Source organism: Streptomyces sp. CA-142005, from assembly GCF_050942335.1.
Classification (GTDB): domain Bacteria; phylum Actinomycetota; class Actinomycetes; order Streptomycetales; family Streptomycetaceae; genus Streptomyces.
Genome location: NZ_CP192078.1, coordinates 4,887,610 through 4,913,840 on the forward strand (window position 1 = coordinate 4,887,610; position 26,231 = coordinate 4,913,840).

The 26,231-nt window shown below is 71.3% G+C and carries 34 protein-coding genes; 17 read left to right on the forward strand and 17 right to left on the reverse strand.

The genetic code is table 11. From position 1 onward, the window contains the following. Positions 1-200: 200 nt before the first annotated feature. The 3 genes from ACQPXS_RS22915 to ACQPXS_RS22925 form a co-directional block, all read right to left on the reverse strand. A complete protein-coding gene (locus ACQPXS_RS22915) occupies positions 201-1,106 on the reverse strand; it encodes a GntR family transcriptional regulator (protein WP_433451158.1) in 906 nt (301 codons plus the stop codon). A 367-nt stretch (positions 1,107-1,473) separates the two neighbouring features. After that, the gene (locus ACQPXS_RS22920) at positions 1,474-2,304 is read right to left on the reverse strand and encodes an HAD family hydrolase (RefSeq protein WP_356303591.1); all 831 of its coding nucleotides are present in this window, start codon (positions 2,302-2,304) and stop codon (positions 1,474-1,476) included. Then, positions 2,253-3,134: a winged helix-turn-helix domain-containing protein gene (locus ACQPXS_RS22925; RefSeq protein ID WP_433451159.1), complete on the reverse strand. Its 882-nt coding sequence runs from the start codon at positions 3,132-3,134 to the stop codon at positions 2,253-2,255. Before ACQPXS_RS22925 ends, ACQPXS_RS22920 begins: the two co-directional genes overlap by 52 nt. 133 nt (positions 3,135-3,267) lie before the next feature. Here ACQPXS_RS22925 and ACQPXS_RS22930 point away from each other — a divergent pair, with 133 nt between their 5' ends. Further along, positions 3,268-3,435, forward strand: a complete 168-nt coding sequence (locus tag ACQPXS_RS22930; RefSeq protein ID WP_351805241.1) for a hypothetical protein — start codon at positions 3,268-3,270, stop codon at positions 3,433-3,435. Between the two features lie 13 nt (positions 3,436-3,448). Here the strand turns inward: ACQPXS_RS22930 and ACQPXS_RS22935 are convergent, their stop codons facing one another. From ACQPXS_RS22935 to ACQPXS_RS22945, 3 genes are all read right to left on the reverse strand, one after another. Then, positions 3,449-4,360, reverse strand: a complete 912-nt coding sequence (locus ACQPXS_RS22935; protein ID WP_433451160.1) for a winged helix-turn-helix domain-containing protein — start codon at positions 4,358-4,360, stop codon at positions 3,449-3,451. Between the two features lie 303 nt (positions 4,361-4,663). Further along, positions 4,664-5,902: a GNAT family N-acetyltransferase gene (locus tag ACQPXS_RS22940; RefSeq protein WP_433451161.1), complete on the reverse strand. Its 1,239-nt coding sequence runs from the start codon at positions 5,900-5,902 to the stop codon at positions 4,664-4,666. Between the two features lie 63 nt (positions 5,903-5,965). Next, complete coding sequence (locus ACQPXS_RS22945) at positions 5,966-6,586, reverse strand: RsiG family protein (RefSeq protein WP_433451162.1); 621 nt, start codon at positions 6,584-6,586, stop codon at positions 5,966-5,968. A 160-nt stretch (positions 6,587-6,746) separates the two neighbouring features. Here ACQPXS_RS22945 and dtd point away from each other — a divergent pair, with 160 nt between their 5' ends. Both dtd and ACQPXS_RS22955 read left to right on the forward strand, forming a co-directional pair. Further along, positions 6,747-7,172 carry a D-aminoacyl-tRNA deacylase gene (gene dtd / locus ACQPXS_RS22950; protein ID WP_351805233.1) on the forward strand — a complete coding sequence of 142 codons (426 nt, stop codon included), beginning with the start codon at positions 6,747-6,749 and terminating at the stop codon, positions 7,170-7,172. A 55-nt stretch (positions 7,173-7,227) separates the two neighbouring features. Continuing rightward, positions 7,228-7,998 (forward strand): maleylpyruvate isomerase N-terminal domain-containing protein, encoded by a 771-nt coding sequence (locus tag ACQPXS_RS22955; RefSeq protein ID WP_433451163.1) that lies wholly within the window; start codon positions 7,228-7,230, stop codon positions 7,996-7,998. 31 nt (positions 7,999-8,029) lie between these two features. On the opposite strand, the gene ACQPXS_RS22960 is transcribed toward ACQPXS_RS22955, so the two are convergent. From ACQPXS_RS22960 to ACQPXS_RS22980, 5 genes are all read right to left on the reverse strand, one after another. Further along, complete coding sequence (locus ACQPXS_RS22960; RefSeq protein ID WP_433451164.1) at positions 8,030-8,995, reverse strand: YgfZ/GcvT domain-containing protein; 966 nt, start codon at positions 8,993-8,995, stop codon at positions 8,030-8,032. Positions 8,996-9,004: 9 nt separating this feature from the next. Further along, entirely contained in the window at positions 9,005-9,442 is a 438-nt protein-coding gene (locus ACQPXS_RS22965; RefSeq protein ID WP_351805227.1) for a Fur family transcriptional regulator, read from the reverse strand. A gap of 49 nt (positions 9,443-9,491) precedes the next feature. Continuing rightward, positions 9,492-10,067 carry an FABP family protein gene (locus ACQPXS_RS22970; protein ID WP_351805225.1) on the reverse strand — a complete coding sequence of 192 codons (576 nt, stop codon included), beginning with the start codon at positions 10,065-10,067 and terminating at the stop codon, positions 9,492-9,494. Positions 10,068-10,104: 37 nt separating this feature from the next. Beyond that, a complete protein-coding gene (locus tag ACQPXS_RS22975; RefSeq protein ID WP_433456275.1) occupies positions 10,105-10,386 on the reverse strand; it encodes a hypothetical protein in 282 nt (93 codons plus the stop codon). Positions 10,387-10,497: 111 nt separating this feature from the next. Further along, positions 10,498-10,788, reverse strand: coding sequence for a hypothetical protein (locus ACQPXS_RS22980; protein ID WP_433451165.1), 291 nt, complete (start codon positions 10,786-10,788; stop codon positions 10,498-10,500). 75 nt (positions 10,789-10,863) lie between these two features. Here ACQPXS_RS22980 and ACQPXS_RS22985 point away from each other — a divergent pair, with 75 nt between their 5' ends. Further along, positions 10,864-11,226, forward strand: coding sequence for a DsrE family protein (locus ACQPXS_RS22985; RefSeq protein ID WP_351805223.1), 363 nt, complete (start codon positions 10,864-10,866; stop codon positions 11,224-11,226). On the opposite strand, the gene ACQPXS_RS22990 is transcribed toward ACQPXS_RS22985, so the two are convergent. Together ACQPXS_RS22990 and ACQPXS_RS22995 are read right to left on the reverse strand one after the other, a co-directional pair. After that, positions 11,220-11,600: a VOC family protein gene (locus tag ACQPXS_RS22990; RefSeq protein WP_433451166.1), complete on the reverse strand. Its 381-nt coding sequence runs from the start codon at positions 11,598-11,600 to the stop codon at positions 11,220-11,222. The genes ACQPXS_RS22985 and ACQPXS_RS22990 overlap by 7 nt on opposite strands. A gap of 10 nt (positions 11,601-11,610) precedes the next feature. Continuing rightward, positions 11,611-11,871, reverse strand: a complete 261-nt coding sequence (locus ACQPXS_RS22995) for a DUF3099 domain-containing protein (RefSeq protein ID WP_433451167.1) — start codon at positions 11,869-11,871, stop codon at positions 11,611-11,613. A 119-nt stretch (positions 11,872-11,990) separates the two neighbouring features. Between ACQPXS_RS22995 and ACQPXS_RS23000 the strand changes: the two genes are divergently transcribed. The 5 genes from ACQPXS_RS23000 (at position 11,991) to ACQPXS_RS23020 (ending at position 15,371) form a co-directional block, all read left to right on the forward strand. Then, positions 11,991-12,728 (forward strand): LmeA family phospholipid-binding protein, encoded by a 738-nt coding sequence (locus ACQPXS_RS23000; RefSeq protein WP_433451168.1) that lies wholly within the window; start codon positions 11,991-11,993, stop codon positions 12,726-12,728. Between the two features lie 208 nt (positions 12,729-12,936). Beyond that, positions 12,937-13,017: an Ms5788A family Cys-rich leader peptide gene (locus ACQPXS_RS23005; RefSeq protein WP_350751515.1), complete on the forward strand. Its 81-nt coding sequence runs from the start codon at positions 12,937-12,939 to the stop codon at positions 13,015-13,017. Positions 13,018-13,146: 129 nt separating this feature from the next. Continuing rightward, positions 13,147-13,992 carry a sulfurtransferase gene (locus tag ACQPXS_RS23010; protein ID WP_433451169.1) on the forward strand — a complete coding sequence of 282 codons (846 nt, stop codon included), beginning with the start codon at positions 13,147-13,149 and terminating at the stop codon, positions 13,990-13,992. A gap of 57 nt (positions 13,993-14,049) precedes the next feature. Beyond that, entirely contained in the window at positions 14,050-14,340 is a 291-nt protein-coding gene (locus ACQPXS_RS23015; protein ID WP_004000115.1) for a DUF1416 domain-containing protein, read from the forward strand. Between the two features lie 380 nt (positions 14,341-14,720). After that, positions 14,721-15,371: a hypothetical protein gene (locus ACQPXS_RS23020; protein ID WP_433451171.1), complete on the forward strand. Its 651-nt coding sequence runs from the start codon at positions 14,721-14,723 to the stop codon at positions 15,369-15,371. Between the two features lie 144 nt (positions 15,372-15,515). Here ACQPXS_RS23020 and ACQPXS_RS23025 read toward each other — a convergent pair whose 3' ends face one another. Genes ACQPXS_RS23025 through ACQPXS_RS23035 form a run of 3 tightly spaced genes read right to left on the reverse strand, consistent with a single transcriptional unit; the run spans position 15,516 to position 17,799 of the window. After that, positions 15,516-16,655 carry a hypothetical protein gene (locus ACQPXS_RS23025; RefSeq protein ID WP_433451172.1) on the reverse strand — a complete coding sequence of 380 codons (1,140 nt, stop codon included), beginning with the start codon at positions 16,653-16,655 and terminating at the stop codon, positions 15,516-15,518. A 4-nt stretch (positions 16,656-16,659) separates the two neighbouring features. Further along, entirely contained in the window at positions 16,660-16,914 is a 255-nt protein-coding gene (locus ACQPXS_RS23030; RefSeq protein ID WP_351805209.1) for a MoaD/ThiS family protein, read from the reverse strand. Between the two features lie 48 nt (positions 16,915-16,962). Further along, on the reverse strand, positions 16,963-17,799 hold the full coding sequence (locus ACQPXS_RS23035; protein ID WP_433455907.1) for an alpha/beta hydrolase family protein: 837 nt from the start codon (positions 17,797-17,799) through the stop codon (positions 16,963-16,965). Between the two features lie 204 nt (positions 17,800-18,003). Between ACQPXS_RS23035 and ACQPXS_RS23040 the strand changes: the two genes are divergently transcribed. From ACQPXS_RS23040 to ACQPXS_RS23065, 6 genes are all read left to right on the forward strand, one after another. Beyond that, the gene (locus tag ACQPXS_RS23040) at positions 18,004-18,792 is read left to right on the forward strand and encodes a response regulator transcription factor (RefSeq protein WP_433451174.1); all 789 of its coding nucleotides are present in this window, start codon (positions 18,004-18,006) and stop codon (positions 18,790-18,792) included. Between the two features lie 97 nt (positions 18,793-18,889). After that, positions 18,890-19,915 (forward strand): LacI family DNA-binding transcriptional regulator, encoded by a 1,026-nt coding sequence (locus ACQPXS_RS23045; RefSeq protein ID WP_351805205.1) that lies wholly within the window; start codon positions 18,890-18,892, stop codon positions 19,913-19,915. Positions 19,916-20,021: 106 nt separating this feature from the next. Then, entirely contained in the window at positions 20,022-21,020 is a 999-nt protein-coding gene (locus tag ACQPXS_RS23050; protein ID WP_433451175.1) for a S1C family serine protease, read from the forward strand. 36 nt (positions 21,021-21,056) lie between these two features. Next, on the forward strand, positions 21,057-21,293 hold the full coding sequence (locus tag ACQPXS_RS23055; RefSeq protein ID WP_351805201.1) for a hypothetical protein: 237 nt from the start codon (positions 21,057-21,059) through the stop codon (positions 21,291-21,293). A 796-nt stretch (positions 21,294-22,089) separates the two neighbouring features. Next, positions 22,090-22,824: a response regulator transcription factor gene (locus ACQPXS_RS23060; RefSeq protein ID WP_055706594.1), complete on the forward strand. Its 735-nt coding sequence runs from the start codon at positions 22,090-22,092 to the stop codon at positions 22,822-22,824. Beyond that, complete coding sequence (locus ACQPXS_RS23065) at positions 22,821-24,302, forward strand: HAMP domain-containing sensor histidine kinase (protein ID WP_433451176.1); 1,482 nt, start codon at positions 22,821-22,823, stop codon at positions 24,300-24,302. The genes ACQPXS_RS23060 and ACQPXS_RS23065 overlap by 4 nt, the downstream gene beginning before the upstream one ends. A 13-nt stretch (positions 24,303-24,315) precedes the next feature. Here the strand turns inward: ACQPXS_RS23065 and ACQPXS_RS23070 are convergent, their stop codons facing one another. Then, positions 24,316-24,804, reverse strand: a complete 489-nt coding sequence (locus ACQPXS_RS23070; protein WP_433451177.1) for a MarR family winged helix-turn-helix transcriptional regulator — start codon at positions 24,802-24,804, stop codon at positions 24,316-24,318. A gap of 118 nt (positions 24,805-24,922) precedes the next feature. On the opposite strand from ACQPXS_RS23070, the gene ACQPXS_RS23075 reads away from it, so the two are divergent. Together ACQPXS_RS23075 and ACQPXS_RS23080 are read left to right on the forward strand one after the other, a co-directional pair. Next, complete coding sequence (locus ACQPXS_RS23075; RefSeq protein ID WP_433451178.1) at positions 24,923-25,813, forward strand: NmrA/HSCARG family protein; 891 nt, start codon at positions 24,923-24,925, stop codon at positions 25,811-25,813. After that, the gene (locus tag ACQPXS_RS23080) at positions 25,810-26,139 is read left to right on the forward strand and encodes a hypothetical protein (RefSeq protein WP_433451179.1); all 330 of its coding nucleotides are present in this window, start codon (positions 25,810-25,812) and stop codon (positions 26,137-26,139) included. The genes ACQPXS_RS23075 and ACQPXS_RS23080 overlap by 4 nt, the downstream gene beginning before the upstream one ends. The last annotated feature ends 92 nt before the right edge of the window (positions 26,140-26,231 follow it).

Genomic DNA, 26,231 nt, shown 5'->3' on the forward strand with positions numbered 1-26,231 from the left:
ACGGGTCGGGGGAAAACGCTAACTCCCCGGACGACAAACAACACAACCTGCGGGCCGGTCGAGCAGCCAGGCGGGTGGTGTGCCACTCGTCCGCGCCGAGCCGGCGGAGGCCGGCTCGTCGCCATCCCTCACACGAGACCCCGAGCGGTCGCTCGGACGGTAGGGCGGATGCTATCCCATACCCGAGGGTGTTCCGGGACTCACGCCTGTGCCGCCGTCCCGACCGCCGTGGCCTCGTCCGTCAGCAGCTTCCACGTGGCCTCGAACCACGCCTTCATGCCGTCCACGAAGGTCGACCCCGGTGAGTCGGCACGGGCGTCGCGGACGTGGTGGGTGAGCGTCGCGCCGAGCCCGAGGACGTCCACGGCCCGGACCTCCTCACCGGTGTCGAACATCACCGGGCGGACGAGCGGTATGTACGGGCCGTGCAGCACCTCGGAGCGGTTGATGACGTAGAGCTTGAACGTGGGTGCGAAGGGGGCGTGGCGGAACTCGTACTCCACCTCGGGGACGAGCTGCTCGGCGCTCAGCTCGCCGAGGACCTTGTGCAGCGAGGCGGTGTGGGCCTCGGTGATGCCCCGCAGCCGTTCCCGCAGCCGTTCGTCGTGTCCCGGCTCCACCCCGCGCGGATAGGGCAGGGCGTCGATCGCGGACGGGAGGATCAGGCGCAGGGCGATCCGCCGGGGCGCGATGATGCCGGCGCGGATCCGCTCCGCCTGCAGATGGATGTGCGTGTCCAGGCTCTCCGAGGTCAACGTGTAGATGTCCAGCGTGACTTCGGGCTGCTCGAACGCCTCGGCGATCAGCGGCCCCAGAGTCAGCTGACGCCGGGACCTGCTCGCCCGGGGCGTCGAGGACTGGATGCGCTGGTTGCGCACCACCCGCGAGCCCTTGCCCTGCCGGGACTCGATCCATTCCTCACCGCGCAGTACGCGCAAGGCCCGCTGCACGGTGTCCCGGGAGACCCCGAACTCCCTGGCCAGCGCGGCCTGGGAGGGCAGATAGGTCTCCACCGGATAGAAGCCGTCGGCCATCCGGGCCCGCAGCTCCTCCGTGACCCGGAGGAACTCGTGCCCGCCGACCTCGTCCTTCCGCTCCACCGTCATGCGCCGTACGTACCTCCCACGCACCGTCGGCAAACCCACGACAGTCAGGCAACCAGTCAAGTCAACTGCGCGGTTACTGGATCTACTTGGCCGGGCATGCTGCCACAAGCAGTCAACTTCGTCAGTCAACAGCGCGGACTTGAGGGGTTGACCGGTTGCCGGGGGCCGGAAGGGGTGCGAGCCGTGACGATCCATGTGCTCGGATTCGACGTGCAGATCGACGACCTGACCCAGCTGGTCCTCTGGGGCGTGGGCGCCCTGGCGTCGCTGCGGGCCTGGGCCCGCAGGCGGCGGGGCCGGCCGGAGGCCGGGATCCCGGGGGCCGACGCCCCGGAGGCCGGGATCCCGGCGGCCGCACGGCCCGTCGTCACCAGCCCCGCAGCACCCGCAGCACCGGCTCCAGCGACGCGACGACGTGCCCGGCACCGGCATCCCGCAGAAGCTTCCCCTTCCGATCGTTACGCGCGTAGCCGAGAAAGGGCACGCCTGCGTCGTTCGCGGCGGCGAGGTCGGACGGCGAGTCGCCGATCATCAGGGCCGCCGAAGGGGCGGAGCCCGTCGCGGCCAGCGCCCGGTTGAGGCAGTGCGGGTCGGGCTTGAGGAGGTGCAGCTCGGTCGTACGGCCGTAGATGTGGGGGGCGAAGCAGCCGGTGAGGCCGCGGTCGTTCAGGTAGGTGCGGACCACCTTCGGGGAGTTGTTGGTGGTGATGGCCAGCCGGGCGCCCACCGCGGTCCAGGTGCGTATCAGGGGGTCGGCGTAGGCGGTGGGCAGCGCGGAGCCGGCGGCCCGCAGCTCCTCCTGGGTGAGACGTTCCTCCAGCTCGGTCACGAGGTCGCTGCCGGGATGCCGCAGGTCCACCGCGCGCAGCACCTCGTGCGGGTCGAGCGAGTCCCGCTCGGAGTCGCTGAGCAGGTTGTTGAGCCCACGCCCGGCCAGCCAGTCCACCAGCTCGGTCGCCACCCGTTCGGCCTTGTGCCGCGCGAACAGACGGCAGATCGGCCCGTCGAAGTCCCACAGGACCACCCGGGCACCCTCGATCAGACCCCGGAGCTCGTCGATCTCGTCCGCGGTCCGCCTCGCGGTCCCTTCGGTCCGCGTCGTGTCGGTCTGCGTCGCATCGGTCTGCGTCGTCGCATCAGAAGTCACTAGGAGAGTGTCAGGTCCGTGGTGATGGTTTCCCAGAGGGCGTCGAACCACTTCTGCGATTGCTCCACGAACGCCGCGTCCCGCTGCCCGGCCCGCTGCTCGAAGGAGAACAGCAGGGACTCCGAGCCGAGCGTGTCGTACATCTCCAGCGTCCCGCTGTCGGTGGGCTCCGCGCGGCGCGTGACCATGTAGTGCGCGAACAGCGCCTCGACCCCGTTGAGCAGGTACAGCTTGACCGGCGGGGTGAACGGCAGCGCCCGGAAGGTGACATGGACGTCGATGTCGTGGGTGCCGCGCAGCGCCTGCAGGTTGTACTGCAGGACCTGGCCCTGGGCGTTGCGCATGGCCAGCCAGCGCCGGTGCACGGCGTGGTCCTCCTCGCTGCCGGCGTCGACCGAGACCGGGAAGGCGAGGTTGATGTCGCGGGACGGCAGCAGGATGCGGGCGTCGATCCGCTCGGGGCGCAGCCGGCCCTCGTGGACCAGGCGCAGCGGCTCGCCGAGCGCGGGGATCAGGCTCTGCGCGGTCAGGCAGACGGCGTCGATGCGCACGTGCGGCGCCGCGAAGGCCTCGGTCAGCCGGGGCGCGAGCGCCACCATGGTCGGCTGCGGCTCCCCCCGCTGGGTCTGCGGCTCGGCGACCCGCGGCGGGCTGCCCTTGCTGACGTCGGCGAGCAGCCCGTCCTCCTGGAGCACCCGCAGCGCCTGGCGTACGGCGCCCCGCTCCACGCCGAACTCCCCGGCCAGCTCCGCCTGCGTGGGCAGCCGCTCGCCGGGCTGCAGCTCGCCGGTGCGGATCCGCTCGCGCAGGGTGTCGGCGATCTCGTGGGGCGTGAGCCTCCTGCTGCCGTTCACTGCCACATGCTCCTGGGTCACGACCAAACGCTACAACTTTGATCCATCTATGGGGAGTTGCCGAGAAGTTGTTTATGAACTCGCACCAAGTGGGGACAACTTAGATGGAGTTGGTTGCCAACTTTTCCGAGTTGGCCAATCTTCTGAAGGGGGAACCGCCGTGCCCGCCCTCGCTCTTTTCGTCGAGCAACTCGTCCAGTGGAAGTTCGGTCTCGCCGGCGCCGTCGGACTGCTTCTGATCTCCGTCGGCATCGAGACCAAGAGCCACAAGGCCCTCTCCGCCGGCGCCGTCCTGCTCGCCGTGCTCCTCGCGGGCCCGGCGCTGTAAAGCCTCACCAGTCCTAGGAACTGAGCAGAAGCTCCGAACTGATCGTCTCCCACAGCGCGTCGAACCACAGCCGCGACTGCTCCACGAACGCGGCGTCGCGCTCCCCGGCACGCCGCTCGAAGGCGAACAGCATCGAGCGCGTGCCGTCGGCGTCGTACAGCTCCAGATGCTCGTGCTCGATCTCCCGCTCGCGGCGCTTGAGCGTGTAGTACGCGAACAGCGCCTCGGAGTCACCCAGCAGATACAGCTTGACCGGCGGGGTGAACGGCAGGGCGCGGAAGGAGACCCGGACGTCGACGCCGTGCGTGGTGAGCAGGGCCAGCAGGTTCTGCCGCAGCACCATGCCCTGGGCGTTGCGCTGGGACAGCCAGCGCCGGTGCAGCAGGCCGTGGTCGTCGGCCACCGGGGCCGGGAAGGCGAGGTCGATGTCACGGCTGGGCAGCAGCACCCGGACGTCGATCTTGGCCGGTTTCAGCCGTCCCGCGTGGATCTGCCGCAGCGGCTCGCCGATGGCCAGCGTGAGCGAGACCGCGGTCAGGCAGAGCGCGTCGATCCGCACGTGGGGGGCGGCGAAGGCCTGCGCTATCCGGGGTGCGAGGCCGACCATGGTGGGCTGGGGCGGCGCCGTCGGTCCGGCCGGGAACCGGACCGGGCCCGGCACCGCCGCCACGGTGGCCGGGCTGCCCTTGGACACGTTGGTGAGCAGACGCTCCGACTGCAGGATGCGCAAGGCCTGCCGCACGGCCCCGCGTTCGACGCCGAACTCGACGGCCAACTCCGCCTGCGTGGGCATGCGCTGGCCCGGCTGCAGCAGCCCGGCCCTGATCCGGCTGCGCAGTTCGTCGGCGATGTCGCGATGGGACGTATGGGGCCGCTGTGACCTCGTCCGTCCACTGGCGGAGGCGTGCTCCGGGTCCACGGACAAACACTACAACTTCCCGCCAAGTTCCGGCAGTTCGTCGATAGCTGGTTATGAGCCGCTTCCTAGCGGACATAAGTACGGTGAAGTTGGCTGCCAACTTGCATGACATGGTCAAGCTTCCCAGTGGTTGGCCGACCGGGCTCCCTTCCGGAGGGGAGCCGGGAGCCCGGGCAGGGGACGGCCACCGAAGCGCACAGTCACAACTGAACACGACATCGCACAGCCACAACCGAACATCGCTGCACAGCCACAACTGAACAGCTCGCTACGGATGCACAGTCGGAAGTCGCCGGGAGAAGGGAACGGTCAGAAGATGTCCGGGCACCACGGCCGCCCGGGCGAGCGGAACAGGGCGTCGGCCTTCCGGGCGGCGCCCTCTCGTTCTTCCCGCACCCGGCCGAGCGCCGTGAGCCGCAGCACCGACTCGCCGCCGAGCCACACCGACGCCAACTCCCGGACGTCCAGGGTGAGATCGGCGCCCTCGGTGCCCGCCGGCACACAGGAGGTGGCCTCGGGCGAGGCCTCCAGCCGGAACCGGCCCCCGGCCAGACCGGCGTCGTCCACGACCTCCAGCACCAGCGTGCCCGTCCCGTCGTACGTCCGCGCCTCAAGGGCCCGTACGACGTCCAGGATCCGCACCCACAGCCAGTCCGCGTGCCCGGTGATCCGGGCGGCGCGCGGATCGGGGAGGTAGCACGGCAGCAGGTCGTCGGGGCCGCGGAAGCCGCTCCTGACCTTCGTGATCCAGTCGATGGAACACAGGTAGTGCCACAGGGCGCGCTCGGCCGCCGGGGTGATGGCGGTCAGCTTGAGCACGCTCGCTGTCTGGTCCGGCTGCTTGCCGTTCCAGGTGTCGTCGGACTTGTACGCCACCAGGCCCTGCACCTCGCCGTCGGCCGCGCGGTGGACGGCGTGGAACGGCTCGGTCCAGTCGGCGCGGAAGCGGACGGCCCCGGTGCTCGCCTGCCACCACAGCTCGTCCCGGCTGACCGCGCCGGGCTGGGCGCGCCTGAACCGCTCGTAGAACTCCGGGCCGAGCTTGCGGACCTCCGCCCCGTCCACCAGGTCGATGCGGCCCCCGTCGTCCGGGCCCGACCAGCGCGGATCGAGGCCGGCCCGGGGCACCTCGACGGTCCACTGGGTCGACCAGGTGGCGGGGCCGAAGCCGTAGCGGCCGTAGATCGGGTACTCGGCGGCGATCAGGGTGGCGACCACGTCGCCGCGTTCCTTCGCCGCCGCGAGGTCCTGGTTCATCATGCGGGTGAGCAGGCCGCGGCGGCGGTGGGTGGGGCTGACGGAGACGTTGGTGATCGCGTCCGCCGGGACCAGGCCGCCGCCCACCGCGGTGAGCTCCTGCGCGAAGGACCGGAAGGTGGCGACACACCGGCCGCCGTCGAAGGCGCCGAGCAGCCGGCCCGGCACGAACTGCAGGCGCCGGGCGTCGAGTTCCTCGGGCGTCAGGGCGGGTGGCTGCAGGAACCCGGTGGCCAGCGCGCGCTGCCAGTCCTCGAAATCGGCCTCGGTGACGATCCGGACGTCGCTCATGGGGCCACGGTAGGCGGACCGGCCGCCTCCTGTCGTCACGTTTTCCGCAGGCGCCCACCAGCCTCACGTCAGCAGATCGTCGACCTGCGCCTCACCCACCCGGTACCGCCGGGCGATCTCCCCGCTGCAGTCGTCGGCCGTCCGCTGCAACCGCTGGCGGCGCCGGGAGACCTCCCGCTCGTAGCGCACCAGCCGGCCCATCGCGGCGGTCAGTTCCAGGTCGGTGCGCGCCTGCAGGTCCGACAGCTCGACCTCGGCGAGCATCTCGGCGGCCAGCTGCCGGTACTCCTCGTTGTGCGGGGTGCCGAGCGTGACGTGGCGGGCCGAGGAACGGTGCTGGGCCGGGGCGTCCTTGAGGATCTCCGGGAGCCGGTCGACCACGGAGCCGTCGGTGGGCGCCGGCACGGACGCGCGGCCGCGCCGGCACAGCTCCGCGCGCAGGATGTCGATCCGCCCCTGCAGCAGCCGCCGCACATAGCTGAGGTCCGCCTCGTCGCGCTGGGCGTCGCGGCGCAGCGCGCGCAGCTCCGGCAGGCTCAGCCGGGCCAGTTCGGGCTCGGGCGGCTCCACGGGCAGCGTGGGGCCGGCCGGGGCCGCCGGGGTGGGCGGCGTGTCGGCGCGCTGGGCGGGCGGCCGGTACGTCCCCTGTGCCCCCAGCCGCCCGCTGGTACTCGGTGTGCTCATGTTGCTTGTGACCGTCCCCTCGACCGGCGTGTGCAAGCATCGTGCCACCCCAACCGGCCGCTATGTGACCGAGTGCCCCCGAACGGCCCCAGATGGGCGGTAAGAGATCCATATTGGACCCCCTGTGACCGCGTACCGGGCACCCGGCATGATGGTCCGCATGCGTGCGGTGGTGCAGAGAGTGGACGGCGCGAGCGTCGTCGTGGACGGAGAGACGGTCGGCGCGATCGAGGGCGAGGGGTTGTGCGTCCTGGTCGGGGTGACCCACGAGGACACCAAGGAGAAGGCGGCGCAGCTGGCCCGCAAGCTGTGGTCGATCCGCATGCTGCAGGACGAGAAGTCGTGCAGCGACATCGACGCCCCGCTGCTGGTCATCAGCCAGTTCACGCTGTACGGCGACGCGCGCAAGGGCCGCCGGCCCACCTGGAACGCCGCCGCCCCCGGCGATGTCGCCGAGCCGCTGGTGGACGAGGTGGTGTCCCGGCTGCGGGCGCTGGGCGCGACGGTCGCGACGGGGCGGTTCGGCGCGCGGATGCGGGTGTCGCTGACGAACGACGGACCCTTCACGGTGCTGATCGAGGTCTGAGACGGCACCGGGATGGCCGGTTTGCCGGACGTCCCGGCCGGGATAGCCATGGCGCGTGGTTCCCACCAAGGTCGATGACACCCTGCCGGAGCCGGCCCCCTTCGTGCACGCCGTGCAGGCACGCAGGCCCGACGACGGCACGTGGTGCGAGGCGTGGACGGTACGGGACGTCCTGATCCACCAGACGGGCAATGCCGAGGAGCTGGCCCGGGTGCTCCAGGCGTTCCTCGACGGATCACCGGTGGAGACCCGGGGCTTCGACCGCGAGGCACCCTTCCGGCGGCTGTCCGACTCCGAGCTCTGGGCGACGTTCCTGAACCGCTGCGAACGGCTCACCGAGGTCGCCGCGGCCGCCGCTCAGGACCTGTCGCCGGACACGGAGGTCCGGTGGACCGGCCGTACGGTGTCGGTCCCCTTCTTCGCGGAGCACATGCGTGAGGAGCTGATCCTGCACCGCTGGGACCTGACCGGCGACGACCGGACGGCGGTGCGGGCGCTCGACGAGCCGTGGACGACCGAGCACAGCGTGGTGTCGGTCGGCCGGCCGCTGCTCGCGCGCGGCGGCGCCGGGCTGGACCTGGGACCCGGCGGACGGATCGAGGGCCGCCTGCGCACCCCGGGCACGGACGACATCGTGGTGGCCGCCGACGCGGACGGCGGCAGCATCCGGTTCGCCGCCCCCGAGGGCCCCGCCACGATCGAGAGCGACGCGGCCACCCGTGTCCTGCTGCTGTGGGGGCGGCGCCCGGCCGATGCGTCGCGCTGGCACAGCGCGGCAGGCCCGGAGGCGCTGCGGGCTGTACGAACCCTGCTGAGCGGCTACTGACTCCGCCGCCTCGCGCGCCCGCGCCGGCAGACTACGGCTCGACCACGACCTCTTGCGCCGCCGCGGTCTCCCCGGCGATCAGCCGCGCGTCCACCGGCACGTTCCGCTTCACCAGCGCCAGCGCCACCGGCCCCAGCTCGTGGTGCCGTACCGACGTCGTCACGAAGCCGATCTTGCGGCCCTCCGGGCCCTCGTCGGCGAGCCGGATCTCCGTGCCCGGCACCGGCAGATGGACCTCGCTGCCGTCCAGGTGGAGGAAGACCAGGCGGCGCGGCGGCTTGCCCAGGTTCTGGACGCGGGCGACCGTCTCCTGGCCCCGGTAGCAGCCCTTCTGCAGGTGCACGGCCGTGCCGATCCAGCCCAGCTCGTGCGGGATGGTCCGGTGGTCGGTCTCGAAGCCGAGCCGGGGCCGGTGCTGCTCGACGCGCAGCGCCTCGTGGGCGAGGAGGCCGGCGGCGGGCCCGTGCGCGGCCGCGAAGGACTCCAGGTCCTCGCGGGGCAGGAAGAGATCACGGCCGTACGCCGTCTCGCGTACGACGACGTCCTCGGGCGCCTCGGCGATGGACCCGGCGGGCAGGTGGACGACCGCGAAGTCGGCCGTCCGGTCGGCGACCTCCACGCGGTAGAAGAACTTCATCGACTCCAGGTACGCGATCAGCGCGTCCTGGGTCCCGGGTTCCACATGCGCCCAGACGGTGCTGCCGTCGTCCACCAGGTACAGCGCGTGCTCGATGTGCCCGTGCGCGGAGAGGATCAGCGCCTCGGTGGCCTCACCGGCCGGCAGCTCACTGACGTGCTGGGTGAGCAGCAGGTGCAGCCAGCTCAGCCGGTCCTCATCGGTGACGGTGACGACACCGCGATGGGACAGGTCGACGAAACCGGTGCCGTCGGCGAGGGCACGCTGCTCGCGGAACAGGTCGCCGTAGTGGGCGGCGACACCTTCGTCCACGCCCTCGGCGGGGACGGCGCCGGGCAGGGACAGCAGAGGGCTCTTCATACCGTCAGCCTACGACGTGGTAGTTGAAGTCTTCAGCGAGCAGTCCTTGCACCGGCCGAAGATCGCGAAGTGCTTCATGTCGGTGTCGAACCCGAACTGCTGACGCAGCTTGGCGGTGAACTCGGCGGCCACGTCCACGTCGGCCTCGATCACGTTCTCGCAGTCGCGGCACACCAGGTGCAGATGGTGATGCCGGTCGGCGAGGTGGTACGTGGGCGCACCGTGCCCCAGGTGGGCGTGGCTGACCAGGCCCAGCTCCTCCAGCAGCTCCAGCGTCCGGTACACCGTCGAAATGTTGACCCCCGACGCCGTCTTCCTCACTTCGCCGAGGATGTCGTCGGGGGTCGCGTGCTCAAGGGTGTCCACGGCTTCGAGGACAAGCTGCCGCTGCGGCGTCAGCCGGTAGCCGCGCTGCCTGAGGTCGCTCTTCCAGTCGGTGCTCACCACACCAAAGAGTCTAGGACCACTCGGACCGGGTCACTTGGGGAAGACGGGCCTACTTGAAGAAGGCGATCCCGTCGTCCGGGAGGTCGTCCGGGAGGGCCTTGGCCCAGCGCTCGACGTCCTCCGGGGTGACGACCTTCTTCAGGTGGGCCGACATGTAGGGGCGCAGCTCGACCTCGGGGGTCTGCTTCTCGCCGACCCACATCAGGTCGCTCTTGACGTAGCCGTACAGGCGCTTGCCGCCGCTGTACGGCTGCGAGCCCGGGATGCGGGCCATGGTGTCCGTGGCCAGGTCGATCTGCGGCTTCTTCTCGGCCATCACGCCGTACCAGATCTCGATGACACCGTCGTCGCGGGTCGTCGTCACCTCGACCTTGCGGTCGGCGTCGATCCGCCAGAAGCCGGACTCCGACTCCAGGGGGCGGACCTTGTTTCCGTCCTGGTCCAGCACCCAGGTGTGGGAGTGGTACTCCAGGAAGTCCCGGCCGTCGTGGGTGAAGCTGACCTCCTGCCCGAAGTTGCACTTCTGCGAGCCGGGGAAGTCGTGCACGCCCGCGCCGGCCCAGTTGCCGAGCAGGAAGGCGAGCGGGACCAGGTCCTTGTGCAGGTCGGACGGGATCTCGATCATGAGGGGAGGCTTTCCTGGATCTTTCCTGGACGTGGGGTCAGCGCTGGCCCTGGTACAGCTTCTTCACGGTCAGGTAGGCGAAGGCGAGCACGCCGACGCAGACCAGGACCAGCAGGGTTTCGAAGAAGATCTCCACGGGTGCTCCTTGAGCGAGGGTGTGGGCGTACGACAGAGCCGGGGCCCAGCTTACGCGGCCGGGCCCCGGCTCTCTTTGCGAGGTGGTGCGTAGCGACCCGGGGTCTCGGCCGAGCAGCTGCTGCCGCAGGACCACCGTCTGCTGGAAGGGGATCTCCTTCGCACCGCCGGCGCGGGACCGCACCACGAGTGCGTGGGGGGTACGACGCGTCCATCGCGCTGGAGGCAGCCCCGCGCAGGGCGAGCGTCGGATTCCGGTAGCCGGTGACCTCGCCCTGCTGGACCTCGCCGGCGATCAGGCCGGTCTCGAACCGGAGCCTTGGAGGGTGTCCCGCTCGTCCTTGGTCGCGTACTCCGCGAGGTACGCCTTCGGCTCCACCCATCCGTGGGCGAGCGCGGGGGCGGCCTTGGCGCCCTTCGGCGCGGGCAGGACCAGCTTGTGCAGGTCGGCGTAGTGGACGGAGGCCTTGTTGCGGTGGGCGAACGGGGCGGGACGGCTGGCGGGCAGCGGCGGCCGCACGATCCGCGGGTACTCCCAGCGGCTGTCCGGGCGGGTGCCGAGACCGGGGCGGCCGGTGCGCTCCATCAGCGGACGCAGCCCGGCGCCCGTGCCGAAGCGGTGGGGCGGTCGGCGCCGGCCGGGAGGGCTTACGCTTCCGGCATGGCGAAGAAGCTCGTGATCAAGGTGACGGCCGGGGCCGATGCCCCGGAGCGCTGCTCGCAGGCGTTCACCGTGGCGGCGGTGGCCGTGGCCAGCGGTGTCGACGTGTCGCTGTGGCTGACCGGGGAGTCGTCCTGGTTCGCGCTGCCGGGGCGGGCCGCCGAGTTCGAGCTGCCGCACGCGGCTCCGCTGCCGGACCTGATCGAGTCGGTCCTGGCCGCCGGCCGCATCACGCTGTGCACCCAGTGCGCCGCCCGGCGCGAGATCACCGAGAAGGACGTGATCGAGGGCGTACGGATCGCGGGGGCGCAGGTCTTCGTGCAGGAGACGCTGGCGGAGGACACGCAGGCGCTCGTCTACTGAGACGCCCGCGTCCAGAGGCAGAAGGGGTGCCCCGCGGGGTCGAACAGCACGCGGACGTCGTCCTGCGGCTGGTACGCGGCGAGTTCGGCCCCTTCCGCCACGGCCCGCGCGGTCTCGCCTTCGAGGTCGTCGACCTCGATGTCCAGGTGCAGCATCATCCGCTGGTCACCGGGTGCGCGCGTGGGCCAGACCGGCGGGACGTACCCGGGTTCGGTCTGGAAGGACAGGCCCGTGCCGCCGCCGGGCGGGCCGATGAGGACCCAGTCGGGTTCCTCGGCGCGGACCACGTATCCGAGCAGGCGGCGATAGAAACCGGCCAGCATGTGCGCGTCCGGGGCGTCGAGCACCACCGTGGACAGCCTCGTGGGCGACATGCGCTCCTTCCTACCGGGGCCCCTTCTTGCCGTCCAGCTCGTCCCACCACTCGTCGGACTGGGGGTCGCCGGACGGGTCGTCCCACCAGCGGTCCTCCGGGCCCCGCCGGTTGGCGATCATCGCCGCGACCGGCGGGATCAGCATGGCCGCGACGCACATTCCCACGGCCGCCGGGACCGACCAGATGCGCACCACTCCCCAGGCCAGGACGAAGAGCCCGATGCAGGTCCCCATCATGGCGAAGTAGATGTGCCGCCGCCGCGCGTACATAACACCAGGGTAGGCCGCGTCGTACCTGTCACAACTGATCCACAATCGCCGCCCGGGCGGCGCCCGCGGGGTTACCGTGACGTAGCCGAAGACCGCTCTCGTCCCGGGGGAATCACCACATGCGCGCCCTGCGAATAATCCTGATCCTCGTCGTGATCCTGGGTGGGCTCTTCGTGATCGCGGACCGGGTGGCCGTGCACTTCGCCGAGGGTGAGGCCGCCGACAAGCTGAAGTCGACGGAGAACCTGGCCTCGACGCCGGACGTGAACATCAAGGGGTTCCCGTTCCTCACCCAGGTCGCGGGCGGGTCGCTGGACGACGTCGAGGTCGGGATCAAGGACTACGAGGCCGCGACCGGGACCGCCGGCAAGACGATCCGGATCGACGATCTGCAGGCCGACATGAAGGGCGTCTCCTTCTCCGGCGACTACAGCTCCGCCACCGCGGCCAGCGCCACCGGCACCGCGACGATCTCCTACTCCGAGCTGCTGAAGACCGCCAAGTCCGAGCCGACCGAGGTGGCCCCCGGGGTCACCGCCCGGGTCGTCGGCCTGTCCGACGGCGGCAACGGCAAGATCAAGGTCATGGTGGAGGGCACCGTCTCGTCCCTGGGGATCAAGCAGACCGTGCCCGTGCTCAGCTCCGTGACCGTCGAGAACGACAAGGTGCGGGTGCATGCCGACTCGCTGCCCAAGCTCGGCGCCGCCGCGATCGCCGAGGGCCGTATCCGCCAGATCACCGACTTCCAGCAGGCCATCGACCGGCTGCCCGGCGGCATCAAGCTGGACAAGGTGCAGGCCGCGAAGGACGGCGTGGAGATCACCGTGAAGGGTTCCGGCGTCAGGCTGGCGGGGTAGGTCCACCGTCGGCGGACGGTCCGGGGAGCGGGATCGTCCGACTGGCGAGACGGGGTCGTCCGTACATCAGATGCGGAGACCCGCGCGAGCGTCCGGGAGGCCGTGGGGCGGTCGCCGGGCGCTTTCTTGTCCCGCCATACGGACGATCGTGTCTCGTCATATGACACACCGGTGACACGCCCACCCGGACGTCCCTACGATCGAGCCCATGAAGCGACAGGCGGATCTCACGAAGCGGCGGGCAGTGGACCTGTGCCGCGTTGCCGCCATGCTCTGTCGCCCCTTCTGAGCGAAAGTCCCCGACTTCCGCATCTCACCGCCGCCCTGCTGGAAGGGCACCCGTGCGCCGCCCGGCCCTCTCGAGCGCGCACCCCTGTACTCGCACGCCCCGCCGCAACTGCCCCGGAGGAGAAAGAGCATGAGCCGCACCGACGTCCTGGTCGACGCCGACTGGCTGCAGGAGCACCTGGACGACCCGGCCATCGCCGTCGTCGAGGTGGACGAGGACACGTCCGCCTACGACAAGAACCACATCAAGAACGCGATCCGCATCGACTGGACCAAGGATCTGCAGGACCCGGTCCGCCGCGACTTCATCGACCAGGAGGGCTTCGAGAAGCTCCTGTCGGAGAAGGGCATCGCCAACGACCACACGGTGATCCTCTACGGCGGCAACAACAACTGGTTCGCCTCGTACGCCTACTGGTACTTCAAGCTCTACGGCCACGAGAACGTCAAGCTCCTCGACGGCGGCCGCAAGAAGTGGGAACTGGACGCCCGCGAGCTGGTCGACGGCACCGAGGTCCCGGAGCGCCCGAAGACCGCGTACAAGGCCAAGCCGCAGGACACCTCGATCCGCGCCTTCCGTGACGACGTCGTCGCCGCGATCGGCTCGCACAACCTGGTCGACGTGCGGTCGCCCGACGAGTTCTCCGGCAAGCTGCTCGCCCCGGCGCACCTGCCGCAGGAGCAGTCGCAGCGTCCGGGCCACGTCCCGAGCGCCAAGAACATCCCGTGGTCGAAGAACGCCAACGACGACGGCACCTTCAAGTCGGACGAGGACCTCAAGGCCCTCTACGCCGAGGAGAACGTGGACCTCGCCAAGGACACGATCGCCTACTGCCGCATCGGTGAGCGCTCGGCCCTGACCTGGTTCGTGCTGCACGAGCTGCTCGGCGTCGAGAACGTCAAGAACTACGACGGTTCCTGGACCGAGTACGGCTCCCTCGTCGGCGTGCCGATCGAGCTCGGCGCCAGCAACTGAGCCCACCCCCAATCCATCCCGACCGACCTCCCGGTCAGACCCCTCTGGAGAAACAGCATGTGCGGAGCGAAGGCCGGCGGCCCGGACGCCTCGACGATCAAGCCCGGTGAGACCACGATCCAGGGTCAGGTGACCCGCGACGGCGAGCCGGTGACGGGCTATGTCCGTCTGCTGGACTCGACCGGAGAGTTCACGGCCGAGGTTCCCACCTCGGCGACCGGTCAGTTCCGGTTCTACGCGGCCGAGGGCACCTGGACGGTCCGGGCGCTCGTGCCGGGCGCGACGGCCGACCGCACGGTCGTCGTGGCGGAGAAGGGCGCGCTGGCCGAGGTCGCCATCGCGGTCTGAACGGGCTTGCGCGAAGCAGCAGCACAGTGACGGTCGGAGGGCCGCATCCCTGGGGTTGGACGCCAGTGGGGGTGCGGCCCTTCGGCATGCGCGCTAGCGCGACCGACGCCCTTGCGCCAGTAACGACACGCTTGCCGTCGGGGTAGGCACTTGTCATAAGATCATCCAAAAGGTCTAGCGGTGCATCAACTGCCCTTGTTCTACGACGACTTGACACCCCCTCGGTGAACGACGGACAGCGGACATGCGCCGCAATTCCCCCAATTGGTGCACAAAAACCCAGTCTCGGGCCATTTCCGACATGACAGCCATGGAGCTCGGCGAATACGTTCCATGTCGACCGGCCGATGAGTCGGCGTCTCAGAGACTGGAGAAGCACCATGAAGATCACTCGTTCCACCGCTCTCACTGCCGCTGCGGCGGCAGCCGCGGCCCTGGCGGCGACCGGCGTCACCTACGCGTCGGCCGCCTCCGCGCCGGAGGCGGCGCCGGCTGCCCGGCCGGCCGTCGCGCCGGCCGCCGCCGCGCCTCTCGGTGGCGCCGGAGCGGGCAACAACAACAACGGCAAGGGCAACGAAGGCGGCGGCCCTCGCGGTGGCGGCGGCCCCCGCGGCGGCGGCTGGTGGGACGGAGGCCGCATCCAGATCAACGAGCGGTCCTACTCCGCCCACCCGGGCGACTGCATCACCGTGATCAGTGGCCTGGGCGCCAAGACGCTGAACATCCGCAACGACAGCCGCCGGGTTGTCGAGGTGTTCCGCGGCGCGGTCTGCGACAACGGCGCTCCGGTCGCCACCGTCGGACCCCACAGCCAGAGCGACGGCGTTCGCGTTCGCCACACGAGGGGCATCCACGTCAAGGACGGCGTCCTCGGCAGCTTCCGCGTGGTCGGTGGCCACGGCTGGGGCGGCGGCTGGGGCGGCGGCTGGGGCGGCGGCTTCGGCGGCTGGGGCGGCGGCGACGGCGGCTGGGGCGGCGACGACGGCGGCTGGGGCGGCGACGGCCACGACGGCGGCGACGGCGGGCACTGACCCACATCCCGCAGCTGACCCACAGCCCGCTGGTACCTCACAGCCCGCTGTATGAAATGGAGCCCCGGCCCGCCGGAATCGGGCCGGGGCTCCGGCATGTCCCCCGCCCGACGACGGACGGGACGTGATCGGGGCGGAACAGCTCTAACCGAGCGCCCTTCCCAGCACCCACACCACGGGCGCGGCAGCCGACAGCGGCAGCGCCACCCCGGCCGTGAAGTGCACGAACCTCGACGGGTAGTCGTAACTGGCCACGCGATGACCGACCAGCGCGCACACGCCCGCGGCCGCGCCCAGCAGCGCGCCCTTCGCGCCCAGCCCGGTCATCCCGCCCACGGCGATCCCCGCGCCGGCCGCCGCCAGCAGCGAGACCACGACCGACGCCGGCGTCGGCAGCGGCAGGGCCCGGGCCAGGATCGCCACCGCCACCGCCGCGGCGCCCACGGACACCGCGTGCGCGTCGGCGCCCAGGTACCCGGTGGCCAGTACCGAAAGGGCCGACGAGACGACCGTCGCCATCAGGCCGTACATCCGCTCGTCCGGCGAGGCGTGCGAGCGCAGCTGCAGGGCCAGGGCCAGCAGGACCCAGACGCCGAGCGGGCCGAGGATGGCCGCGGGGGCGTGGTCGCGGCCGGCGGCCAGGACCGCCGCGTCGGCCGTGAGCCCGCCCAGGAACGCCAGCGCGATGCCCTGGCGGGCCGGCCACATGCCGTTCAGCCGGAACCAGCCCGCCGCCGTCACGCCCTGGAGCACCACGAGCGGCGCGAGGAGCGCGTACGAGGCGACCGGCGCCGCCGCGGCCAGCAGCAGCCCCAGCAGCGCGGTCAGCAGCGCGGGCTGCATACCGGGCTCGATGATCGGCGAACGGCCCTCCAGGCGCGCCCGCTGGGCATCCGTGATCCGGGCGTTCCCGGCGAGCGTGGCGGGGCCGTAGTCCGGCTCGGACTCCGGTACGGCCTCCGGCGCGGGCGCGGCTGCAGGGGCAGGCTGCGGCTGCGGCCGAGGAGCAGCCGCGTGCTGCTGCTGGTGCTGGTACTGCCCGTCGTACGTCTGCGGCTGCGGCGCGGGCGTCTGCACCGAGGCGTGCGTCTGCGTGTCCCAGGTCTGGCCCTGCCACTGCTGGGTGAGCTGGGGGTCGTAGCCCGGCTCCGGCTGCTGTGCGTGCTGGTGGTCGTAGCCCGGCCAGGACTGCCGGCCGGCCTGCTGCTGATGTTGCTGCTGGTACGGGTCGTAGCCCTCGTACGGACCGCCCTGATAGGGGCCCTGATACGGCTGGTCGCTCATCGCCTCACCCTCCTGCGAACGGCGGGAGCACCTCGACCGTGCCGCCCTCGGCCAGCCGTACCGTCTCATGCGCGCGGGTCCCGACGGGGTCACCGTCGACGAGGAAGGAGCATCGCTGCAGCACGCGGGTGAGTTCACCGGGATGGCGCGCGCGCACGCCGGCCAGCGCGTCGGCGAGCGTGTCCGCGTCGTACGGCTCCTCGGCGACACCGGCCGCGGCCTTTGCGGCCGCCCAGTAGCGCACCGTGACCTTGGGCATCTGATTCCTCAATCGACAGCCTGAAAGAAACTAAAGAGTGCTGTCAGGCTAGCCCGCCTTGACGGCCGCCCATTCCCCGATCCGGGCGAGCAGGGCGTCCTGGGCCGCGTGCTCCGCGTGGCCCATGCCCGCCTCCACCCAGAGTTCTCCGTGATCACCGGCCGCCTCGGCGAGCATCCGGGGGTGGTCGAGGGGGAAGTAGCCGTCGCGGTCGCCGTGCACGATCAGCAGCGGGGTGGGGGCGATCCCCGGGACCGCTTCCGTCGGGGAGAGCGGGACGGGGTCCCACTCGCGGTGGTGGATGCGGGTGCGCAGGCCGTAGCGGCCGACCAGACGGCCCTCGGGGCGGGTGACCAGCCAGTGCAGCCGGCGCATGGGGGCCGTGCCCCGGTAGTACCAGCGGGCCGGGGCGCTGACCGAGACCACCGCGTCGACCGTGCCGGGCTCCAGGGCGGCGTGCCGCAGGACCACCGAGCCGCCCATCGAGAAGCCGACGGTCGCCACGCGCGCGTGCCCGAGGCCGCGCGCCCACGCGACGGCGGCGGCGAGGTCGAGGACCTCCCTGTCGCCGACCGTGGAGCGGCCGCCGGAGCGCCCGTGGCCGCGGAAGGAGAAGGTGACGACCGCGCCGTAACCGCGCAGGACGCCCGCCACCCGTCGTACGTGCGGACGGTCCACGTCCCCGGTGAACCCGTGGGCGACGACGAACACCAGGTCACGGGAGGCCGAACGGCCGGTGTCGGGATCGGATCCGGAGCTTTCGTATACGACGGCGCCGGGATCGTATACGGAATCGATCGGGATTCCGTCGGCCGTGCGCAGAAACGTCCGGATAGGCCCCTGTCTGCGCGTCTCGCGATTCGGACGAAAGGCGGAATGCGCCATTTGACCTGCCGCACGGTTCCTCATGTGGGCTATTCTGCTTGGCAGAGGACTCGGGCAGCGCAGCCCCCGGGTCCTTTTGTGCTTTCGGAAGCGTTGTATACGAAGCGGGAAACCTCAGGTGACCGCCGGTGTACGGGGCCTTCGGGATCGCAGAGCAGTGCCCGTCCGCACAGTCCTCGCAGGGACCGAGGAGGAACCAGACGTATGAGTTCTCTGCTGCTCCTGACCAACGCCCTTCAGCCGTCGACGGAGGTGCTCCCGGCCCTCGGCCTGCTCCTGCACAACGTGCGGGTGGCCCCGGCGGAGGGCCCCGCCCTCGTCGACACCCCCGGCGCCGACGTCATCCTCGTCGACGGCCGCCGCGATCTCCCCCAGGTACGCAGCCTGTGCCAGCTGCTGCGTTCCACCGGCCCCGGCTGTCCGCTGATCCTCGTCGTCACCGAGGGCGGTCTCGCCGCCGTCACCGCCGACTGGGGCATCGACGACGTGCTCCTCGACACCGCCGGGCCCGCGGAGGTGGAGGCGCGACTGCGGCTGGCCATGGGCCGCCAGCAGATCGTGAACGACGACTCCCCGATGGAGATCCGCAACGGCGACCTCTCCGTGGACGAGGCGACCTACAGCGCCAAGCTCAAGGGCCGGGTCCTGGACCTGACCTTCAAGGAGTTCGAGCTGCTGAAATACCTCGCCCAGCACCCGGGCCGGGTCTTCACCCGCGCCCAGCTGCTGCAGGAGGTGTGGGGCTACGACTACTTCGGCGGCACCCGGACCGTCGACGTCCACGTACGGCGGCTGCGGGCCAAGCTCGGCCCGGAGCACGAGTCGCTGATCGGCACCGTCCGGAACGTCGGTTATCGATTCGTTACGCCCGAGAAGGCCGACAAGGGCGACCGGGCCGGCGAGGAGGCGAAGGCGAGGGCAGAGCGGGCGAAGACGGAGGATACGGACACCTCTGCCGCCCTTGACGGCTCCGAGATCCACGCCGACGTCTGACGCGGGCATGAAAGCCGTTCGGGCCGGGCATTGCTTCCGCACATCCAAGAGCTGATACGCCCTGCCCAGAACGGGTCAATCCGCGTAGACTCCGCGCGTGGCCAAGGTGACTCGGGATGACGTGGCACGGCTGGCTGGAACCTCCACCGCCGTCGTCAGTTATGTCATCAACAACGGACCCCGGCCGGTCGCCCCGGCCACGCGCGAGCGTGTCCTCGCCGCGATCAAGGAACTGGGGTACCGCCCCGACCGGGTCGCCCAGGCGATGGCCTCCCGGCGCACGGACCTCATAGGCCTGATCATCCCGGACGCCCGCCAGCCCTTCTTCGGCGAGATGGCGCACGCGGTCGAGCAGGCCGCCTCCGAGCGCGGAAAGATGGTCCTGGTCGGCAACACCGATTACATCGGTGAACGCGAGGTCCACTATCTGCGCGCCTTCCTCGGCATGCGCGTCTCGGGTCTGATCCTCGTCTCCCACGCGCTGAACGACCTCGCCGCCGCGGAGATCGACGCCTGGGACGCCCGGGTGGTGCTGCTGCACGAGCGCCCCGAGGCCATCGACGACGTGGCCGTGGTCACGGACGACCTCGGCGGCGCCCAGCTCGCCGTGCGCCACCTGCTGGAGCACGGCTACGAGTACGTCGCCTGTATGGGCGGTACGGCCGAGACCCCGGCCGTCGGCGACCCGGTCTCCGACCACGTCGAGGGCTGGAAGCGGGCCATGGCCGAGGCGGGCCTGTCCACCGAGGGCCGGCTGTTCGAGGCGCCGTACAACCGCTACGACGCCTACCGTGTCGCCCTGGACGTCCTCTCCGGCCCCGAGCGGCCCCCGGCGATCTTCTGCTCCACCGACGACCAGGCGATCGGCCTGCTGCGGGCCGCGCGCGAGCTGCGCATCGACGTGCCGGGCAAACTGGCGGTGGCCGGCTTCGACGACATCAAGGAGGCGGCGCTGGCCGACCCCCCGCTGACCACGGTCGCCTCGGACCGCTCGGCGATGGCCCGGGCGGCGGTCGACCTGGTGCTGGACGACGGGCTGCGGGTGCCGGGATCGCGGCGGGAGCGGCTGAAGACGTTCCCGTCCCGGCTGGTGGTGCGGACGAGCTGCGGCTGTGCGACCTGAGGCCTGAGCCTCACCGACAGGTCTTTATATCCGGCAAACGAGGTTCTGCCGGGCTTCTCAGCGAGCACTCAGGAAGCTCTCATGGTCACGGGGGAGGCTTCTTGGCATGACCGAGAGCCAGGGTGCCTACACCCAGCAGCCCAGCAGCAGCTACTCCGCTCCCGTGAATCCCGAGTGGCCGCCCCCGCCGGCGTACGAGCCGGTGACGGCAGTGGCACCCGAGCCGAGGAAGCGGCGCAACCGGGGTCCGGTGGGCCTCCTCGCGGCCGTCGCGATCGTCGCGGCGGCGGTGGGCGGCGCCACGGCGTACGGCTTCCAGGAGCTGACCGGCAAGGACACGGTCTCCGCCGCCGGTACGACCACGAACGTGGTGCCGACCGGCAAGCGCGGTGACGTCGCGGCGATCGCTGCCGCGGTCAGCCCGAGCGTGGTCGAGATAAACGCGGCCCTCGGCAACGGCTCCTCCACCGGCTCCGGCGTGATCATCACGTCGAACGGCGAGATCGTCACCAACAACCACGTCGTGTCCGGTGCACAGTCGATCAAGGTGCGCACCAGCGACGGCAAGAGCTACACCGCCGATGTCGTCGGCACCGACAGCTCCAAGGACCTCGCGCTGATCAAGCTGCGCGACGCCTCCGGGCTGCGGCCCGCGGCCCTCGGCAACTCCTCCGGTGTCCAGGTCGGTGACACGGTCGTCGCGATCGGTTCCCCCGAGGGCCTGACCGGCACCGTCACCAGCGGTATCGTCTCCGCCCTCAACCGGGACGTGACCGTCTCCACCGACGAGAACCAGGGTCAGGGGCAGGGCGGCGACGGACAGTGGCCGTTCCAGTTCGGCGGCCGTGAGTTCAACGGCGACACGGGATCGTCCACGACGACGTACAAGGCCATCCAGACGGACGCCTCCCTCAACCCCGGCAACTCCGGCGGCGCCCTGATCGACGCGAGCGGCAACGTCATCGGCGTCAACTCCGCGATGTACTCGTCGAGCCAGCAGTCCTCCTCGTCCTCGGACGCCGGCAGCATCGGCCTCGGCTTCGCGATCCCCGTCAACACCGTCAAGTCCGACCTGGCCAAGCTGCGGGCGGGCAACAACAGCTAGCGCGTCAGCACTGCACCAGTCAGCAGGGAGTACGTCATGATCACCAAGGTTTCGCACCAGATCGCCGACCACGGTCCCGCCGCCCTCGCCCTGGCGCTCACGGTCACCCGGGACCTGCACGTGCCCATCCCGGCACCCCGCAAGCCGGAGTCGGCCCCGCGCGCGCCCGAGGTGGTCACACGGTTCCCGGAGCTGATGGGCCTGCGCACCGGCCCTGTCCGCACCCACCGCCGGAAGGTCCCACTGAACAGGCTGACCGCGGTACGTGCCTGACACCGGGGCCGGGCCTGGCCCCTGAGGCCGGGCCATACCCCTCGGGTTGGGCCCGGCCCCCGGGGTTGAGACTGCCCCTGGGGTTGGGCCTACCCCCTCCGGATGGGGCCTGACCCCGGGGTGAGAGGGCCCGGGGGTTGGGACTCCCCCCTCCGGGTGGGCCCGTCCCCCGGGGTTGGGCCTGAGCCCCGGGTTGGGCGAATCGGGCGGACTCGGATCAGGCGGGCGGACGGCGGATCTGGGCGTGCCTCCGGTTCGGACCTGACGGCCGCCGGGGCCTGCCGCCGGATCGGGTCCGACCGACTTCGGGCCCGCCCCCCGGATCCGACCGCCGTCGGGTCAGTCCTGGCGCCGGATCCGACCGCCGCCCGCACCGACACCGACCACCGAAAGAGCCAACCTCCAGACCAGGTCCAACCCCCGGACCGGGGCCAGGTCCACCCCCCGGACCGGGGCCAACCTCCAGGCCGGGTCCCGCCATCGAACCAGGCCCCGACCAGACCACCAACCGCAGCAGCCGCGAGCGGGCCAGCCCCGGACCAGGCTCGACCACCACCCGCACCGACCACCGAAAGAACCAACCCCCACCGGATCAACCCCGCCCAGGCCACCCGAAGGCCGAGACCGAACCCTCTGCCATGGCGATCGCCGTCCGGGCCGAGCCCCGGCGGGTCTGCCTCCCGGGGCGCCGGTCGTGGCAGGCTGAAAGGCAGCCGAGACGCAGCCAAGACGCAGCCGAGACGCAGAGCGACACCCCGTCCACCCCAACCGCCGCACCCCGAGGAACCCGCGAGCCATGAGCCCCGCCGAAGGCGACCGTGACCCCCAGCGCATCCTGATCGTCGACGACGAGCCGGCCGTACGCGAGGCGCTGCAGCGCAGCCTCGCCTTCGACGGGTACGACACGGAGGTGGCCGTCGACGGCGCGGACGCGCTGGAGAAGGCGACCGCCTACAAGCCCGACCTGGTCGTCCTGGACATCCAGATGCCGCGCATGGACGGCCTCACCGCGGCCCGCCGCATCCGCGGGGCGGGGGACACCACCCCGATCCTCATGCTCACGGCCCGCGACACCGTCGGCGACCGGGTGACCGGCCTCGACGCCGGCGCCGACGACTACCTGGTCAAGCCGTTCGAGCTGGACGAGCTGTTCGCCCGTATCCGCGCCCTCCTGCGCCGCAGCTCGTACGCGGCGGCGGTGTCCGCCGAGGCCCAGGAGGACGAGGCGCTGACCTTCGCCGACCTGCGCATGGACCTCGCGACCCGTGAGGTGACGCGGGGTGGCCGGCAGGTGGAGCTGACCCGCACCGAGTTCACCCTCCTGGAGATGTTCATGGCGCACCCGCGCCAGGTCCTCACCCGCGAGCAGATCCTGAAGGCGGTCTGGGGCTTCGACTTCGAGCCCTCCTCCAACTCCCTCGACGTCTACGTCATGTACCTGCGCCGCAAGACCGAGGCCGGCGGCGAGCCGCGCCTCGTGCACACCGTGCGGGGCGTGGGGTACGTCCTGCGGCAGGGCGGCGCCGAGTGAGCAGGTTGGTACGGCGCTACCGGTCCCTGCCGATCAGGGCCCGGTTGGCGATGCTGGTCGCGGCGGCGGTGGCGTTCGCGGTGGCGGCGGTCTCGGTGACGTGCTGGTTCATCGTGGAGGGGAGGCTGTACCAGCAGGTCGACGACGAGCTGGAAAAGGCGATGGGCGGGCCCGGGCAGATCCAGCAGGCCTACATCGCCCTCAACAACTGTGTCGACACCCCGCAGCGCACGTCCCCCGGGTACCAGTTCCAGGACCGGTACTCGCAGGTCGTCACCGACAACGGCACGACCTGTCTCGTGGGCAACTCCCCGGACAAGATCAAGGTCACCCAGGCCGACAAGGACGAGATCAAGGCGGGGGACATCCGGCACCTGTACTTCCGCAACGGCACCGACAGCAAGGGCAGCGACCTCCGGGTGGTCACCCGGCCGCTCGGCTCCACCACCGACCGGACCACGGGCCAGCCCGGCCCCAACGTCGGCCTGATCGTCGCCGCGAACCTCAAGGGCACCCACGAGACCCTCAACGAACTGGCGCTCATCCTCCTGCTCGTCTCCGGCATAGGAGTCATCGGCGCCGGCGCCGCGGGCCTCGCCGTCGCGCGGGCGGGCCTGCGCCCCGTCGACAAGCTCACCGAGGCCGTGGAGCACGTGGCCCGGACGGAAGACCTGACGGTCCGCATCCCCGTGGAGGACGACAGCGAGGACGAGGTCGCCCGGCTCTCCCGGTCCTTCAACTCCATGACCGCCTCCCTGGCCAGCTCCCGGGACCTGCAGCAGCAGCTGATCGCCGACGCCGGCCATGAACTCCGTACGCCCCTGACGTCGTTGCGCACGAACATCGAGCTCCTCACCCGCAGCGAGGAGACGGGCCGTCCGCTTCCGCCGGAGGACCGCAAGGCGCTGCTCGCCTCGGTGAAGGCGCAGATGACCGAACTGGCCGCGCTGATCGGCGACCTGCAGGAGCTGTCCCGCTCGGAGGGGCAGCGCGGCGAGCGGGTCCAGCTGGTGTCGTTCCAGGACACGGTCGAGGCGGCGCTGCGCCGTGCCCGCCTGCGCGGCCCGGAGCTGACGATCACGTCGGACCTGGAGCCCTGGTACGTCCGGGCGGAGCCCTCCGCGCTGGAGCGTGCGGTCGTCAACGTCCTCGACAACGCGGTGAAGTTCAGCCCCGAGGGCGGCACGGTCGAGGTGCGGCTCGCCGACGGCGTCCTGACCGTCCGCGACCACGGCCCCGGCGTTCCCGAGGACGAGCTCCCGCACGTCTTCGACCGCTTCTGGCGCTCCCCCAGCGCCCGCGCCCTGCCCGGCTCGGGCCTCGGCCTGTCCATCGTGGCCCGCACGGTCCAGCAGGCGGGCGGCGAGGTCACCCTGTCCCGCGCCCAGGGCGGCGGCACGGTGGCGACGGTACGGCTGCCGGGTGCGGCGACACCGCCGCCGGAGGCGCCGGAGACGACCGAGACCCTGGTCGGCTGAGCGCGCCGTCGCCTCACTCCGGCTTCGGCAGGGCGCGCAGTCGCTGGATCTGGGTGCGGCTCAGTTCGTTCGCGCGGCGCATGTGGCGGGTGATCGCCCGCAGTTCGTCCTCGCTGTGGTCGTCGAGCAGCGTCTGCCAGGTACGGCCGAGCTCGTCCCAGACGGCGGTGACCCGGGCGATGCGCTCCGGCACCGGGGTGACCAGCACCCGCCGGCGGTCCCGCGTGTCCGGTCTGCGGGCCACATAGCCGCCGCGTTCGAGCCGGTCCACCAGCCGGGTGGCCGAGCCCGTGGTGAGGCCGGTCATGTCGGCGATCTGCCGGACCGTGAGCGGTTCGGGTTCGGCCGTCAGCAGGCTCAGGGCCTGCACATCGGTGGGGTGCAGGCCGAGATGGTCCGCGACGGCCTGGTTGAACAGCACGTACGACGCCAGATAGCGCCGCGACTCCGCCGACAACTCCTCGTACAGCCGGGCCCGGCGCGGGTCGGTCGCGTCCGTCACGTGGCTCGCCTCCAAAAACACTGCACGGCGCAGCAAAACTCGGCTATCCTCCTGCGCGACGCAGCTATTGCGTCGCGCAGCAATCATCGTCGGTCATCCTATCCACCGGGGGACACCCATGCTCACCGTCGCCGTCACCGGCGCCACCGGCGCCCAGGGCGGAGCCACCGCCCGCGCCCTCCTCGCCGCCGGCCACCAGGTCCGCGCCCTGACCCGTAACCACGACGCACCGGCCGCCAGGGCCCTGCACGCCCTCGGCGCCGAGATCCGCCACGCCGACTTCGACGACCGCGCCTCCCTCGACGCGGCCCTCACCGGCGCGGACGCGCTCTTCGCGGTCACCACTCCCTTCGGCAGCGACACCGACACCGAGGTACGCCAGGGCAGAGCCCTCGTCGACGCAGCGACGGCCGCCCGCCTCGCCCACGTCGTCCTCACCTCCGCCGCCCACGCCGACCGCGGCACCGGCGTCCCGCACTACGACAGCAAGCACCGGATCGAGCGGTACCTGTGCGCCTCCGGCGTGCCCTGGACGGTGATCGCCCCGGCCGCCTTCATGGACAACTACGCCGGCGGCTGGACCCTCTCCGGACTGCGCGAGGGCGTCTTCGGCTGGCCCATGCCCGCGGACCGCCCCTTCGCCCTGATCCCCTCCGCCGACATCGGCGCGTTCGCCGCACTGACCTTCAGCAGGCGGGAGGAGTTCCTGGGACGCCGTATCGACATCGCCTCGGACACCCGAACCCCCGAGCAGATCGCGGCCGCCCTCACCACCGCCACGGGCCGCCCGGTCACCCACCGCGAGGTCGGCCTCGACATCGTCCGCGCCCACTCCACGGACCTGGCGGCCATGTTCGCCTACTTCACCACCACCGGCCTCGACGTCGACGCCCCCGCCCTGCGCCGCGCGTATCCCGAGGTCGGCTGGCACACCTTCGCCGACTGGGCGGCCGGCCGGGACTGGCCCGCCCTGCTGCACGCACCCCGCACCGAAGGAGCCCACACGTGAAACCCGTCGGCCACTGGCTCAACCGCGCCGACAAGGCCCTCACCCGCGCGATGACCGGTGTGTTGCCGGAGTACGGCCTCACCCGCCTCGACTGGCACCTCCTCAACGTCATCCGCGACACCGCGCCCGAGGCCACGGACTCCGCCGTCCTGTCGGCACTCGCCGCCCACGCCGACGTTGTCACGCTGACAACCTCGGTCGACGCCGTACTCACCGGCGGCTGGGCGACCCGCACGGCCCGCACCGACTGGCCCTCACCCACGACGGCCGCCGTCGGCCGGCCGCCGTCACCGAGCGCGTCCAGGCGTTCCGCGACCTGTCCATGACCGGGATATCGGCGGCCGAGTACCGCACCGCCGTCCACGTCCTGCAACGCATGACCCACAACACCCAGACCGCCGCCTCGCCCGCCACCGCC